At 40.0% G+C, this 15,870-nt stretch carries 6 protein-coding genes; all 6 read left to right on the top strand.

All coding sequences use genetic code 11. From position 1 onward, the window contains the following. Positions 1-8: 8 nt before the first annotated feature. The 6 genes from DW036_RS16870 to DW036_RS16845 all read left to right on the top strand — a co-directional run bounded on the left by DW036_RS16870 (position 9) and on the right by DW036_RS16845 (position 15,868). On the top strand, positions 9-2,054 hold the full coding sequence (locus DW036_RS16870; protein WP_118465415.1) for a RagB/SusD family nutrient uptake outer membrane protein: 2,046 nt from the start codon (positions 9-11) through the stop codon (positions 2,052-2,054). 19 nt (positions 2,055-2,073) lie between these two features. Further along, the gene (locus DW036_RS16865; protein WP_118465414.1) at positions 2,074-2,811 is read left to right on the top strand and encodes a DUF3823 domain-containing protein; all 738 of its coding nucleotides are present in this window, start codon (positions 2,074-2,076) and stop codon (positions 2,809-2,811) included. A gap of 422 nt (positions 2,812-3,233) precedes the next feature. Next, positions 3,234-6,923, top strand: a complete 3,690-nt coding sequence (locus DW036_RS16860; protein WP_118465413.1) for a glycoside hydrolase family 2 protein — start codon at positions 3,234-3,236, stop codon at positions 6,921-6,923. A gap of 47 nt (positions 6,924-6,970) precedes the next feature. After that, complete coding sequence (xyl3A, locus tag DW036_RS16855) at positions 6,971-9,568, top strand: xylan 1,4-beta-xylosidase (RefSeq protein WP_187374629.1); 2,598 nt, start codon at positions 6,971-6,973, stop codon at positions 9,566-9,568. Positions 9,569-9,600: 32 nt separating this feature from the next. Beyond that, positions 9,601-13,002 (top strand): PA14 domain-containing protein, encoded by a 3,402-nt coding sequence (locus DW036_RS16850; RefSeq protein ID WP_118465412.1) that lies wholly within the window; start codon positions 9,601-9,603, stop codon positions 13,000-13,002. A 28-nt stretch (positions 13,003-13,030) separates the two neighbouring features. Continuing rightward, a complete protein-coding gene (locus DW036_RS16845) occupies positions 13,031-15,868 on the top strand; it encodes a glycosyl hydrolase family 28-related protein (protein ID WP_118465411.1) in 2,838 nt (945 codons plus the stop codon). The last annotated feature ends 2 nt before the right edge of the window (positions 15,869-15,870 follow it).

Here is a 15,870-nt window from a genome sequence, read left to right as displayed (position 1 = left end):
ATTATAGAATGAAAAAGCTAAGAAATATATTGATGTGTGTTGCTATAGGAGGTATGTTTGTAGGATGCCAAGATTTGGATATTCCTCCTAAGAATATTCTGTCGGGAGAAGACATATATAATGAAGGTGGTATTACTGCCTATATGGCTGGTTTGTATAGCCAGTTGCCGATGGAAGATTTTAATATGTCAAATGATGGTAGTTACAATGGTTTTTATAATTGGAATTGTATTATTTGGGATATGCTCAGCACTGGTGAAACTGTAAATCGTAATAACACAGGTATTTATATTCCTCAAAAAGAGTACTGGAGTATGGGTTATAAAACGATTCGTCAAGCCAATGATTTAATTGCCAATCTGCCTGCGTATGTCGGAAAACTGAAAGGTGCTGAATCATGGATTGCTGAAGCAAAGTTTATTCGGGCTTATGTATATTTTGCGATGGTAAAACGCTATGGCGGTGTACCTATTTTGGAAACCCCGCAGGAAATGACTAATGACGAGAAAGCATTGTGGGTAGCGCGTAGCAGCCATGAAGAGTGCATAGACTTTATTCTTTCGGATTTAGATTATGCCATTGAAAATTTAGGTAAAACAAAAGTTGCAGGCCGTGCTAATAATACTTATGTGGCAGCAGCTTTCAAGTCACGTGTTGCTTTGTATGCTGGCTCTGTTGCCCGTTATGGACAGACATTTAATTATTCTGGAAGTGAAAGTGGCAAAATGCTTACCGGTATTCCTGAAGGAAGAGCAAACGATTACTTTATGCAAGCCTATAAAGCATCCAAAATTGTAGAAGAAGGTGGTTATAAGTTATATGAGGGAAACTCTGATAAAGAAGCCAACTTCCGTGAGATATTTGCCAATGCTGATAAGAGTGATGAATCTATTCTTATTCGGCAGTATAGTAAAAATGACTTTGTTCATAGTTTTGATGCTGTATATTGTCCGCCTCGTATGACCGCAACTTATGGTGACCGTTATAATGTAACATTGGATTGGGTAGAACTGTTTGACGGCCTGCCTATTGATCCTGCAACGGGATACCTCAAAACAACGGATGACGATGGTAATTATATTGTCTACAATGATGTTAAAGACCTATTGGACAATGCAGAACCTCGTTTAAGGGGCTCTATCTTATTACCTGGACATACTTACAAAGGGGTTGAACTGGATATTCGTTTTGGTATAATAAAGGAGGAAATAGATCCATCTACATCCATTGCCAAGTTTATAAAGGATGATGGACAGACTACAGTCAATTATACAAGTAATGCTTGGTTCAAGAATAACGTTTTGACAACAACCGAGAATGTAAAAGAACAAAAGCCTTATGAAACTTCTACGGGTATGAAACTTAATAAAAGTGGAATGGATGGTCCAGCTAATGGTGGAACGAGTAATACACTGACAGGCTTTCATGGAGCTAAATGGTTGAATTTGAACTGGACAATTGCCGAAACACAGTTACATAGTTCTACACAGTCTTGGATTGATATTCGTTATGCTGAAATATTATTGAATCGTGCCGAAGCTGCATTGGAACTTTACCAGAATGGCGTTGCTACTATCGATGGAAAAGATATGCAACAGGATGCTTACGAATGTATCAATAAGATACGTTCAAGAGCTGGTGCTGAGTTGCTGACCAGTCCTGCAGAACTATCCAATGTATCACGTGATGGCATTGAACGTGGTCAAGGTATCCGTTCGTTTGTATTTGCTCCTAATGAAGGTATGCATATTATCCGTGTAGAACGTTATAAGGAATTGGCTTTCGAGCATAAGATTTATTGGGATTTGCGTCGTTGGTTTACTTTCGATTCACAAATTTATCAATATCGCCGTAGAATGCTGTCTCCATTCTTGTTTGCCAAAGGAGCAACAGTAAATGAAGCAGGTAATCCGGTGGGTAAGTATATTTTTGATACCCGTGTTTGTGAAAGAGCTAATAACTCATTGACATTTGCTACTAAAAATTACTATGATAAGATTCCTGATGGTGAACGTAAGGTAAATCCGTTACTTGAGCAAAATAATCAGTATTAATTAGAAAAAGGAAAATAGTATGAAAAAGATATTTAATTTGCTGTTAGTTACTGCATTAGTTTTAGGCTTTTCATCGTGTGAAAAGGATAATTATGATGCACCGGAAGCTGGTGTCTTCGGGCAGGTTGTAGACCATAACGGTAAACCTTTGCAAACAGCTATGGGACAAGGAAGTATGAAGATACAGATTACAGAATTGAGTTATGCGGGTGGCGATGAATCGATCGTTGTGACGAATCAGAACCTCAATATGAGGCAGGATGGTTCATATTCCAATTCTAAACTGTTTGCAGGTACTTACCGTATGATTCCGTTGGAAGGCGCATTTTATCCTTATGATGTAGAAGGAGAAACGGTGGAATTGAAGAACGGGAAAATGACAGAACGTAACTTTACTGTTACCCCCTATCTGGAAGTAGAATGGGTTACGGAACCTTACTTGGCTTCTGATAATTTCTTGAAATGTGCAGTGAAATTTAAGAGAATAGCAAAAGAAGGAATTGCTATGCCTGATGTAAACAACATACAATTGTATATTTCGCATACGCAATATTGTGGAACAGAATCTGACGGAAATTATACTCCCGGTTCTGTGAAAATAACTAATGATCAGGAGGGCACAACTATTGAGTTAACTTCTAAAGCTGCTATTAAATATTCCAATACCTATTGGGTAAGAGTAGGTGCGTGCTGTAACGACACTTACAAGAAGTATAACTTTACTGATATCAAGAAAATCGATCTGAAATTGAATTGATTAAATAAGTAGGTAGGTAAGTAAGGAGGGTATTTGTTTCCGTAATAAGTGCCCTCCTTCTTTTTTGAACAAAATTTTAGTACTGCTTTTTGGTCATAAACTCTTTTAGGGCGTATCAGGGTCGTACTTTCTTCGCTCTTATACATAACTAAAAATAGTGAAGCTGGTACGAGGAGGGGGTATACATGATACAAAGCAACTCGTTTTGTTCTATTTGTCGGTTGTAAATCTGGTTAGGGGATTGCACCTTATATCGAAGCTGATTATTATGGCAACATAACATAGTTTAAAAGTTTATTGGATGTTTTGTAATGGTATCAGCTACGATTAATTACTTTTTAATGTCTAATTAATTATTTATTTCACTTTCTGTTAATGAGTCGAAGCTATATTTGCAGGAAATAATATTATATTTTAATATCATGAAGAATTTCTATATAGCCTTTTGGACTGCCGCATGCCTTTTGATTTCATCATCCGGATATGCGCAATCTGAATGGAAAAATAATTTCTCTGATCAAGGAGAAATACTGAAAACAGTGGGACGGGGTGAATGTAGCATTGCAGACGGGGTGTTCCGTTCAAAAGGTTCTTATGCTTGTTTCGGTAATCCTGAGTGGAAGAACTATACTATGTCCTTTAAAGCGCGCGCTCCCCAAGAAGCAGAACAAGTTCAAATTTGGGCCGGTTTTCGTGCCAACAACCGTTTTGACCGCTATGTAGTTGGTCTAAAAGGTGGATTACAAGATGATTTATACCTGATGAGAATGGGATATATGGGTACTGATGAATTTATGGGAGTTCGCCCGTTAGGATTCCATCCTGTGCCAGGTCAGTGGTATAAATTAAAGGTAGAAGTATGTGGTAGTCGTATTCGCATTTTCTTGAATGATGAAAAAGAACCACGTATGGATATTACAGATAAAAATAGCAATTTAGCACCCTCCGGTCCTGTGACTTTGGGAGGAGGTTGGATTGAAACTGAGTTTGATGACCTTGTAGTTACTCCTCTGGAAGAGGATGCATTGAAGGATGTGAAGGTTACAGAATATCGTAAGGTAGTAACACCACAAGAGAAGGAAAATAAGCGTCAGTTTGAGAGAGCAAACTATACCTCTGTTAAAGTGAGTGAACTGGAAGAAGGACGCACGGATATTTCGTTGAATGGAAATTGGCTTTTTATGCCCGGATATCAGTTGGATAACAAAGAAAAAGCAATATCTACTACAACGGATGATAAAGATTGGCATGTAATGTCTGTTCCTAATTTCTGGAATCCTATTCGTATTTGGTTACATGGCGAGACTATGCCTTCACCTACAGGAGCTCAGCCTAAAGGAGTTTCTGATACATACTATCAGCAAGAAACAGATCGTTGCGAAGGTTATACTTTTGATTATAGGAAAACAAATGTAGCCTGGTATCGTCAGTGGGTGGAATTGCCTGCTAATATTGAAGGTAAGAACATGACTTTGACTTTCGATGCGGTTTCAAAGGTAGCGGAGATTTATATTAATGGGGAATTGGCTGGCTCACACATCGGTATGTATGGTGAAATACAGGTAGATGGAAGCAAGTTACTGAAACCTGGAAGAAACTTGGTGGCAGTGAAAGTAACACGCAGAGCAGAAGGCAGTTCTTCAGAAAGTGGTAGTGCTGCTATTGATTTTTTCTATTCTTCTGTTCGTGAAAGTGAACAAGAAGGCGGAAAAGTGTCTGTAAAGAGTAATATTCTGAAAGATATTGCCCATGGCTTTTATGGTGATGATCCTGCAGGTATCTGGCAACCGGTGAGGTTAACTATTACCAGTCCGGTAAAAGTAGAAGACATATTTATAAAACCAACTTTAGAGGGGGCTACTTTTGATTTGACAGCGAAGAATCATGGCAGTAAGAAAAGCCAGTTCGATCTCTATACTGATGTCATAGATAAAGAAACCGGTTCACTACTTTACAGTGGCCTTTCTTTGCCTAAACTGGTACTAAATGCTGGCGAAGAGAAGGTGTTTACTTACAGTGTGAATAATTTGAAACCTCGACTTTGGACGCCTCATCATCCTAATTTATATGACTTCCGCTTCCGCTTAGTTGCTGCCAAGGGTGCTGAACTGGATTGTATGACAGAGACTTCCGGTTTCCGTACTTTCGAAGTAAAGGAAGGATTGTTTTTCCTGAATGGTAATCGCTATTGGTTACGTGGTGGAAATCATATTCCGTTTGCTTTAGCTCCAAACGACCTGAATCTGGCCAATACTTTCATGCAATTGATGAAGGCTGGTAATATGGATGTCACTCGTACACATACTACTCCATGGAATAAACTCTGGATGGGAGCTGCTGACAAAAATGGTATTGGTGTTAGCTTTGAGGGTACATGGCCCTGGTTGATGATTCATTCTACGCCGTTGCCCGATGCAAAACTTATTGAGATGTGGAAAGAAGAATTTCTCCGTCTGTTGAAAAAGTATCGTAATCATCCTTCACTACTCTTTTGGACAGTGAATAACGAGATGAAGTTTTATGATAATGACAATGACTTGGAACGTGCTAAAGAGAAATACCGTGTAATTTCGGATGTAGTGAAAGAAATGCGCCGTATAGATCCTACACGTCCTATCTGCTTTGACTCTAATTATCAAGCTAAAGGTAAGGATAAGAAATTTGGAACAGACTTTATGAATAGTATAGACGATGGAGACATTGACGATATGCATGGTTATTATAATTGGTATGATTTCTCTGTATTCCGCTTCTTCAATGGTGAATTTCAGGAACGATATAAAATGCCGGATCGTCCGCTCATCAGTCAAGAAATGTCAACTGGATATCCTAATAATGAAACAGGGCATCCAACACGCTCTTATCAGTTGATTCATCAGAATCCACAATCATTGATCGGTTATGAGTGCTATGATTTTTCTGATCCGAAGTACTTTCTTACGGCGCAGTCGTTTATTACAGGTGAATTAGCCGAGACGCTTCGTCGCTCCAATGACCAAGGATCGGGTATTTTACACTTTGCATTACTCACCTGGTTCCGTCAGGTATACGATTATCAGAAAATAGAGCCGTATCCCACATACTATGCTCTGAAACGTGCTTTGCAACCAGTACTGGTAAGTGCCGAATTGTGGGGGCGCAATCTGTATGGTGGCGATAAACTCTCTACGCGTGTTTATGTAGTAAATGATCGCGAGGATGGTACAGAACTGAAACCAACTTTGCTGCGTTGGGAAATTCAGGATGAAACAGGAAAGAAACTAGTTTGGGGTAGTGAAGAAGTTCCGGTGGTAAAACATTACGGACGTCATTATATTGAACCAAGTATTCAGCTGCCTACCAATTTACCAGCTGACAAGATCAACGCTAAATTAGTATTAAAGCTGACAGAGAATGGATTACCTGTATCTGAAAATGAATATCATTTAGTGTTAGCTCGTAAATCCTGGAATATGAATCAAATCTCAGAAGGTAAGAAAGTGGTTCTTTTGGATAAGGATGGCATGAAAGATAAACTTGATTTCTTACATGTAAAATATCAAACGGTATCTTCCATAAAGGAATTGGTTAATTCTAAACTGAAAGCTGACCTTTGCATTATCTCAGGATTGACTGAATGTACGGATGAAGAAAAGGAACTGATTCGTTCTTATCAGTCAAAGGGGGGTAAGCTTCTTTTGTTGAATAGCAAAGAGGTTGCAAAAAACATTTATCCTGAGCATATCACAGGTTGGATTATTCCGACAGAAGGTGATATTGTGAATATGGAACGTAATGATGCTCCTGTGTTCGATGGTATTGATGTATTGGAACTACGTTATTTCAACAATAATAAGAGAGAAATCCCTTTGGCTTGTAATGCTACTCTGAAAACGAATCGGAATGAAAATTTGGTAGAGTTGGCAGGGCAGATGAAGATACATGCTTATATTGATGGAGGAAAACCGGAAGACCGTATTCGCAAGATAGATTCGATGAGAGGCTTTACTTTAATCCAGATAAAGGATGGAAAGGGATTGGCTACTGTTTCTACAATGTGTACGGAAAAAGCTGATACAGATCCGATAGCAGGAAAGTTATTGGTGAATATGATATCAGATTTGTTGAAATAGCGGATACTAACCCTTAAGTCTGTTTAAACTATTATAGTCAAAATACTATGATGAAGAAATATCTTGTGATTTTTTGTTTGAGTGCTGTAGCCATTTGGGCTACAGCACAAAATGAGCCTTATAAGAATCCGAATTTGTCGCCTTCGGAACGTGCTTGGGACCTATTGAAACGAATGACTTTGGAAGAGAAAATCAGTCAGATGAAAAATGGGTCTCCGGCTATTGAACGTTTGGGAATTCCAGAATATAATTGGTGGAATGAAGCACTACATGGAGTAGCACGTGCTGGAAAGGCAACTGTTTTTCCGCAGGCAATAGGGCTTGCTGCTACTTTCGATGATCAGGCTGTTTATGAAACTTTTGATATTGTTTCCGATGAGGCCCGTGCCAAATATCACGATTTCCAGAGTAAAGGCGAAAGAGATGGTTACAAAGGATTGACGTTCTGGACTCCGAATATTAATATATATCGTGATCCACGTTGGGGACGGGGTATGGAAACTTATGGTGAAGACCCCTATCTTACCTCCCAAATGGGATTGGCTGTGGTAAAAGGTTTACAAGGTGATGGTACCGGGAAGTATGATAAAACGCATGCTTGTGCAAAGCATTATGCGGTACATAGTGGTCCGGAGTGGAACAGACATAGTTTTGACTCCAAAAATATTTCCCAACGTGATTTGTGGGAGACGTATCTGCCTGCTTTTAAAGCTTTGGTGAAGGAGGGAAAAGTGAAAGAGGTGATGTGTGCCTATAATCGTTTTGAAGGAGAACCATGTTGCTCGAACAAGCAGCTACTGATTCGTATCTTGCGTGAAGACTGGGGATATGACGATATCGTTGTTTCAGATTGTGGAGCTATTGGAGACTTCTATTACCCTAATCATCATGAAACCCACCCTACAGCAGCTGCAGCTTCTGCTGATGCGGTTGTATCCGGAACGGATTTGGAATGTGGTGGTAGTTATTCTTCTTTGAATGAGGCTGTACAGAAAGGACTGATTTCAGAAGAAAAGATCAACGAATCTGTGTTTCGTTTATTGCGTGCTCGTTTTCAGTTAGGTATGTTTGATGATGATATGTTCGTAACTTGGTCCGAAATTCCTTATTCAGTAGTAGAGTCAGATGAGCATGTGATCAAGGCTTTAGAAATGGCGCGTAAAAGTATGGTATTGTTGACTAATAAAAACAATGTCTTGCCATTGAGTAAGTCTATTCGTAAAGTAGCGGTATTGGGGCCTAATGCTAACGATTCGGTTATGCTTTGGGCAAACTATAATGGTTTCCCAACCAAATCTATTACGATTCTTGAAGGCATTAAGAATAAACTTCCGGAAGGAGTAGTGTGCTATGAAAAAGGATGTGATTACGTGAATCCCCAAACTGTATTCAGTTATTTTGACTGTTGTTCTTATAATGGTAAGAAAGGATTTAAGGCAACTTTCTGGAATAATAAAGAATTGGAGGGGGAAGCTGCAGCAGTTGGTCACTTTAGCGAGCCGCTTAATTTTGGTAATGGTGGTAATACAGTATTTATGCCAAGGGTAAAGCTGAATAATTTCTCAGCACGTTTTGAATCGGTATATATTCCGAAAGAATCAGAAGAAGTTTCTTTTATTATTTCTGCCGATGACGGTTCACGTTTGTATATTGATGGCAAAGAAGTATATTCAGATTGGCATGATGGGCCTGCAAAAGAGCAGATATATACTCTGAATGCAGTGAAAGGTCAAAAATATAAGGTTGTATTAGAATATTTTCAGGCTGGTGGAGAAGCCTCATTGAAGTTTGATATAGGTATCAAAAGAGAAATAAATTATAAAGAAGTGGCGGATAAAGCGGCTGAAGCAGATGCTATAATCTTTGTTGGTGGTTTGTCTTCCTCATTGGAAGGTGAAGAAATGCCTGTAGATCTTCCCGGTTTCAGAAAAGGTGACCGCACCAATATTGATCTGCCGCGTGTACAGGCCGAAATGCTGAAAGCTCTGAAGAAGACAGGTAAACCGGTAATTTTCGTAGTATGTTCTGGTAGTACACTGGCGCTACCTTGGGAAACTGAGAATCTGGATGCGATTCTTGAAGCATGGTATCCAGGTCAACAAGGTGGAACGGCTGTGGCCGATGTTCTGTTTGGCGACTATAATCCTGCCGGACGTTTACCACTTACTTTCTATGCTTCAAGTAATGATTTACCCGACTTTGAAGATTATGATATGAGTAACCGTACCTATCGTTATTTTAAAGGTAAAGCTCTATTTACTTTTGGACATGGTTTGAGCTATACTACTTTTGATTATGGTAAGGCGAAGGCAGATAAAACGGTCCTTCGGATAGGTGAGGGGATAACTTTAACGATACCATTGAAAAATACAGGTAAAATGGCTGGTGACGAGGTTATACAAGTCTACTTGCGCAATACAGGTGATAAAGAAGGTCCCATTAAAACTTTAAGGGCTTTTCGCAGAGTCAACTTAAAAGCAGGTCAGGCAGAAAATGTACGTTTTGAATTACCGGTCTCAACATTTGAATGCTTTAATCCTGCAACAAACCGAATGGACATTCTTCCTGGTAAGTATGAACTACTTTATGGAGGGACTTCGGATGAGAAAGCCCTACAAAAGTTGACAGTGACATTGAAAAAGTAAAATAAGTTCTCCTATTAATCTTTAATACTGATATGAATAAATATTTATCACTATTTTTTGTCTTTTATCTGCTTTGTAGCTTTTCTGCCAATGCAGGAGAGGGAAGATGTACTATCCCATTAACGGGAGGTGGCTGGTCGTTATGGTTCGATAAAGAAGCAGAGTGGCAGAATGATCGCCTTTATCTGCCTAATGAAATCACAGACTTGTCTATACTACCTGTGAATGAACCCACGGGTGGTTGGCAGGTCTTAAATCATAATCCTAATGCTGTTCCTGTTGAGGTGCCGGGTACGGTAGAGGAATATCTTACCAGTACTGATAATCCTCGTCCGGAACACTTCCGGGGAGTTAGCTGGTGGTACCGTAAAATCAAGATTCCGGCAGATCAGCAGGAGAAGCGCTTTATCATCTATTTTGAATCAGTCCGTATGCGTGCGGAAGTTTATCTTGACGGTAAGTTGGTAGCTTATGACTTGATTGGTGAGACTCCCTTTCATGTAGATATTACTGATGAGGCAAAACCTGGGACAGAGCAGTTATTAGCGATACGTGTAACTAATCCCGGAGGAAATTTCCATTGGCAGGATTTTGATATATTGAAGTGGGGAGAGTACAACATTCCTCCTGCAAGAAGTTTCAGTGGAATAATCGGCAGAGTTAAGTTGGAAAGCGTGAATCCGGTTTTCATTTCTGATATCTATATGCAGAATACTCCAGAACTGACTAAGGTGAATGCAATCATATCTTTTACCAATGAAACACTTTCCAGCGTGAAACAGAATGTAGAACTGGTAGTGAATGAAAAGGCTAATCCCGATAAAGTAGTATTCCGACAAACTTTGAAGAATCTCTCTTTTCCTGTAGGAAACCGTGAAGTAACAATTCCTGTTAATGTTCCAGACGCCAAACTATGGGATCTTTCTACTCCTGAATTATATACCTGTAATGTACAAATAAAGAAGGGTAAGAAGACGCTTGACCAAGATAAGAAAGATTTTGGATTCCGTTGGTTTACTGTTGATGGAATTGGTAAGGATGCAGTATTGCGTTTAAATGGACGGCGTATCATGTTGAAAAGTGCAATCAGTTGGGGATATTTCCCTGTGACAGGATTAATTGCAACAACCGAAATGGCCGAGAAACAAGTACTTACAGCTAAAAAACTGGGGTTGAATATGCTGAACTTTCATCGTTGCATAGGTAGTCCTGTTGTTCTTGAAAAGGCTGACGAGTTAGGGCTGTTGTACTATGAAGAACCGGGTTCTTTCCATTCGGCTAATCATGAGCCGTTTATCCGCACTATAGTAAATGAGAAGTTGAAGCGAATGGTTTATCGTGATCGTAGCCATCCGAGTTTAGTTATTTTTAATCTGATTAATGAGTTTGGTGGTCCATTGACGAAGGATAAGGCACTTGTAGCTAAACGTATGAATGATATGCGTGAGGCTCATGCCGTAGATCCCAGTAGAATTATGACATTTACATCGGGTTGGGCAGGAAGCGAAGATAAAGAAGAGGACTCAAAAGCGCATATGCTACCATTTGACACCACTTTATATAGAAAAGGCTGGTTCGACAACCACCGTGCAGGAGGACCGGAAACCTATGTAGAAAGCTATTATAAAGGTCCTAAAGATAATCTCATGTATACCACTAATTGTACGGAAGTATTTATGAGAGGTGAGGAAGGGGCTATTTCTACTCCTCCACGTATTCAGTTGATTCATGATAAAGTTGAGAGTACAGGTAAAACTGGTTGGGATGGACTTTTCTGGAAGAGTCAGTATAAGGCGTTTACTGATTATTTTCAGGCTAAAGGGCTTGCCACCTACTTTGGTACTCTTGATTCTTTAACTCGTGCAATGGGGAATGTCTCTTTTGAGCATCAGGGAAGACGTATAGAAGGTATGAGAATGCAGAATCTTGGTGATGCTTATATGGTAAACGGTTGGGAAGCAATGCCTTATGATAACCATTCTGGTATTGTAGATATATATCGTAATCCTAAAGGCGATGCTTCTATATTAGCATACTATAACCAGCCGCTATATGTAGCCGTGGCCTCACGTAATCAAGTGGTTAAACTTCCTGGTACTGCAACGGTAGACTTTTATATTGTAAATGAGAAAAACTTGAAGGGTGATCATACTCTTGAGATTAAGGTGATTGCTCCCGATGGAAAAGTTGTTTATACCCAAAATGAAAAGGTGAATATCGAAGGGGGAGAGACTTTTGGACAGCTTCTATTGGAGAACGTAGAAATACCTATTGATAAGACAGAAGGTACTTATCATATAAAGGCTAATATAAAAGCCGGTAATCAGCAGATATGTGCCCAAGGGCACGATGAAGTAGTTGCCGTAAGTTGGAAAGCTACTGATTTGGCAGGTAACGGCGCGTATTACGGCGGTGAAAATGATAAAGTTGCTGCTTTCTATAAAGAAACTACCGGTAAAGAACTTCCGGTTTTCACACCACAACAGGCTGCATTGGATTGGCTCATTGTCAACCGTTCATCATTGGATGCTCCGGTAGCTGTTGCTCCTAATTACTTTCAGGATAAGACGGGAAATTCTACTTTGAAAGTTACTTGGTATTATGATAATGATATGAAGTCTGTTGCCTCTGTAAAATCTGATACAGAGATTAACCGGACTTTTGTGGGAGGTGCCCAACCGGATGAATCCGTTCCGGCTAACCAACCTTTTTCCGTTGTGTGGGAAGGTGACATATATCCACTTGAGTCAGGACAATATTTACTGGGAGTGGAGACGGACGGTGGTGTGCGTTTGTATGTTGACGGATTACAATTGATAGATGACTATAATAATAATTCTCTGATAAAGCAAAACCGGCCGGTTGTTATGGAAGCAGGTAAGCCGGCTAAAATCCGCTTAGAGTATCGACTAGGTGGTCAGGGTGGTCAGATACAATTGAAGTGGTCTCAGCCAAGTGCAACTACTATTGCTCCACAAAAATTGTTTGATCGTGTGAAGAATGATGGAACTACATTGATTTTGCTCGGTGCAACTGAAACTTGGATGCAAGCTGTAGCAGAGTATACAAATACTGTATATAGTGGTTATTACAATGTTGGAAAGAATTGGGTTGGTGGTATTCATTTTGTAAAGGAACATCCTTTGTTCGATGGGCTTCCTGTGAATGATGCTCTCAACTGGCCTTATCAATCGGTAGTGAAAAATGGTGACCGTAGATTTGGTTTCCGTATGCAAGGAGAAGAATTGGTGGTTGGTTCTTATCGAAGTACGCCATTTGAGTTGGGAACAGCAGTGGGAGTTATTCCATGTGGAAAGGGAAAAATAATATTCTCTTCATTGGATATTGTAGATAATTTGGATGATCCTTCCGGACCGGCAGAAGTGGCTCGGAAGATATTGTGTAACTATATTAAATACTCTTTATATCGGTAGTCTTTCCACTTTATAACAATCAATAATTATGAATCGAAATTGCAGAATGACAAAAGTGTTTCCTAAGTTGTGGATAACGGTTTCAATAATCCTGATGACGATGTTTCCCGTGAATATCTCTTGTGCGCAAACAAAACAGCAAGCCCCACAGCAAAGTATTAAAACCATTTATCCGACAAAGGATTGGGTTATATCTGACTTTGTTGTGACCGAGTTTGGAGCTAAGGCCGAACCTGGATTTGATAACAGGGTTGCTTTTCAGGCGGCTATTGATGCCGCATATAAAAGTGGTGGAGGTGTGGTATATATACCTGCCGGAAATTACGAATTCCGTAGCACACAAGTTGGTACTAAAAATGTCAGAGTTCGCCAAGGTCGTTCGGAAACAAAGACAGATTTCCATTTCGAGTATGTTTTACGTCTCCATCCTGGTGTACAGCTACGGGGTGATTGGGCTGATCCGGAGGCTAATAATGGGAAAGTTCTTGGAACGATTCTTGAAGTTCGTGTCGGCAAGGATTCACCGAATTATGATGGGAGCGTTGAAAGTTGGTGGAACGATGGTCAAGCAGGAAATGCACTTCGCACAACCTATACAAGCATAGCTGATAGATTCATAGAAATGAATGCGGGAACCGGGGTAACCAATCTTTCCATCTGGTATCCCGAACAAGATATTAATAATGTAAAGCCATATCCATGGACGCTGTTTCAGACTCAGGGAGATTGTGCCACGATAGAGCATGTTACTCTTGTGAACTCTTATAATGGTTTCAATTCTGCACCGAGTGAGTTGCATTATGTTTTGAACAGCTACATGACTGCTCTGAATAAAGGTATTGAGGTGCATGTATGTACTGATATCGGTCGTATTGAAAATGTCAGTATAAGTCCTAAGTATTGGGCTAATTCAGGCCTTCCGGGATCTCCCTCTCTTGCTGCTGTAACAGCCTATACAAAAGCGAACGGAACAGGGTATCAAATGCATCGTTCGGACTGGGAATATGTTTCTTACCTGCATGTCTCAGGTTACAAGACTGGTGTGTGGATAGGACGTGAACCCGGTTTTGCCGATGCACCGAATGCTCAGTTGTACGAGGTTCATGTAGAAGATTGCGGAAACGGATTGTATGTTGAGGATGTCAACCCTTATGGTATACTTATTTCCAACTCTTCATTCAGAGCTGGTAAAGAGGATAATGCTGTGTACTTTTACAAAGACTTCAGTACTTCCGTACAATTCAATGGAGTGGATTTCAGTGGAGCTATCGTAGGTGATGGTGAAGATGGGGTCGTATCGTTTGAAAGTTGTACATTTGGCGAATACAGTGATTATGCCCTTAAGATGAATAGCGGTAATGTATTGCTGTCTCAATGTGATTTTAAAAAGAATATCGGGCATATATATCTTGGCGCAAATATGCATACTTTGAAATCTGTTAATTCAGGTTATAAAGGCAGGCTGAAGATTGATAATCACAGTACTTCTGCTAAAGTAGAAGTTGTCACAGGGCAAAAATATGCTTTCGCCCCCATTCCTAAAAACATAAAGACAAATATAGACGTACATCCAAGGCCGGCATCAGATAAAGTTTTGAAAGCAGATTTAGCGAAAGCAACTGGTTTTAATAATAATCGTCCGGTAAAAGATATATCAGCAGAACTGCAATCTGCATTGGATGCTGTGAAAGCTGCTGGTGGAGGTACGCTCTATTTGCCAGCCGGAAGATATTTGGTGGATAATCCTATCAAAGTTCCTTCGGGAGTGGAATTGAGAGGATCATGGGATGTACAGCATCATACACAAAGTGGCGGAACTGCCATATTCACCAATTATGATGGTGGAGCTGCAGGAGAAAACGGTTCTTCACTCATACAACTTGAAGCTAATGCAGGTATCAGAGGTATTACGCTGGCACAGCTCAATATCGCTTCTGACGGTTTCAGTGTTGATAATCCGAGAAAGACTCCATTCTTGATACAGGGACAAGGTCCCAAAGTGTATATTGTTAATGTAACCATAGCTGTAGGTGATAAAGGTATAGATTTGGCTTCATACGATACGAGTGGACACTATGTCGATTATTTGGGTGGTGTACCTTTAAGGGCAGGCATTTGGGTTGGCGGTGGAGCCGAAGGGGGATTCATTCGCAATATGCAGCTAAATCCTCACTATGGATCAAGGCTTCCAGAAGGAGGGCAGGGATATCCGGCAGTATTTATGATGCGTTTTGTACAATCCAATTGTAGTGCACTTAAATTTGCAGACGTTAAGAATCAGACTATTTTCAATAACTTCGTTTATGGTTCGGTATACGGAATACATTTTCTGAAAGATGCAATAACAGGCAAGTATCCGGGGGAAATGACTGTTATAGGGCATGGATCTGACGGATGCACTTATTCTTTGTTTGTGGAAGATGCGGATAAGAATACTAAGATAGTTGCTGTTAACTCTGAGTTAGTTAATACAAAGATTCCGAATGAACCGGTCAGGTCATACGTTCTTATGGGAGATAAAGTCAATACTGATAAAGTACATCCGGATGCCAAACTTATCTTGTACAATAGTGCATTTTGGGGTAGTCCTGTTTTTGGAGCAATCATAAACAATGGTATTGTGTCCTTTCAACAAGCTAATTTCTCGCGTTCTGGTACACAGGGTGTAGATGTCAGAGGTGGAAAAGCACATGTGTTCACTTCTTATTTCGCTCAAAAAATAACAGAAGGAACTAACGGAAGTGAAGGCTATGCAAGGCTGGGTATGCAGGGTAAATCGATAGAGTTCACCAATAATTATTATGTTTCCGGATTCCTGTTTAATAAGTCCGGAGAAGGACTGATTTATGGTTCCGATAAGAAATAAGT

The sequence above is a fragment of the Bacteroides sp. AF39-11AC genome (assembly GCF_003474285.1).
Lineage (GTDB): Bacteria > Bacteroidota > Bacteroidia > Bacteroidales > Bacteroidaceae > Bacteroides.
The sequence above is the reverse complement of the archived record's forward strand: the minus strand, read 5'-3'. Positions and strand labels throughout refer to the sequence as shown.

Coding starts and splice junctions, on each gene's coding strand:
- xyl3A (WP_187374629.1), top strand. CDS start 6,971: ATGATGAAGAAATATCTTGTGATTTTTTGTTTGAGTGCTGTAGCCATT.
- DW036_RS16865 (WP_118465414.1), top strand. CDS start 2,074: ATGAAAAAGATATTTAATTTGCTGTTAGTTACTGCATTAGTTTTAGGC.
- DW036_RS16850 (WP_118465412.1), top strand. CDS start 9,601: ATGAATAAATATTTATCACTATTTTTTGTCTTTTATCTGCTTTGTAGC.
- DW036_RS16870 (WP_118465415.1), top strand. CDS start 9: ATGAAAAAGCTAAGAAATATATTGATGTGTGTTGCTATAGGAGGTATG.
- DW036_RS16845 (WP_118465411.1), top strand. CDS start 13,031: ATGAATCGAAATTGCAGAATGACAAAAGTGTTTCCTAAGTTGTGGATA.
- DW036_RS16860 (WP_118465413.1), top strand. CDS start 3,234: ATGAAGAATTTCTATATAGCCTTTTGGACTGCCGCATGCCTTTTGATT.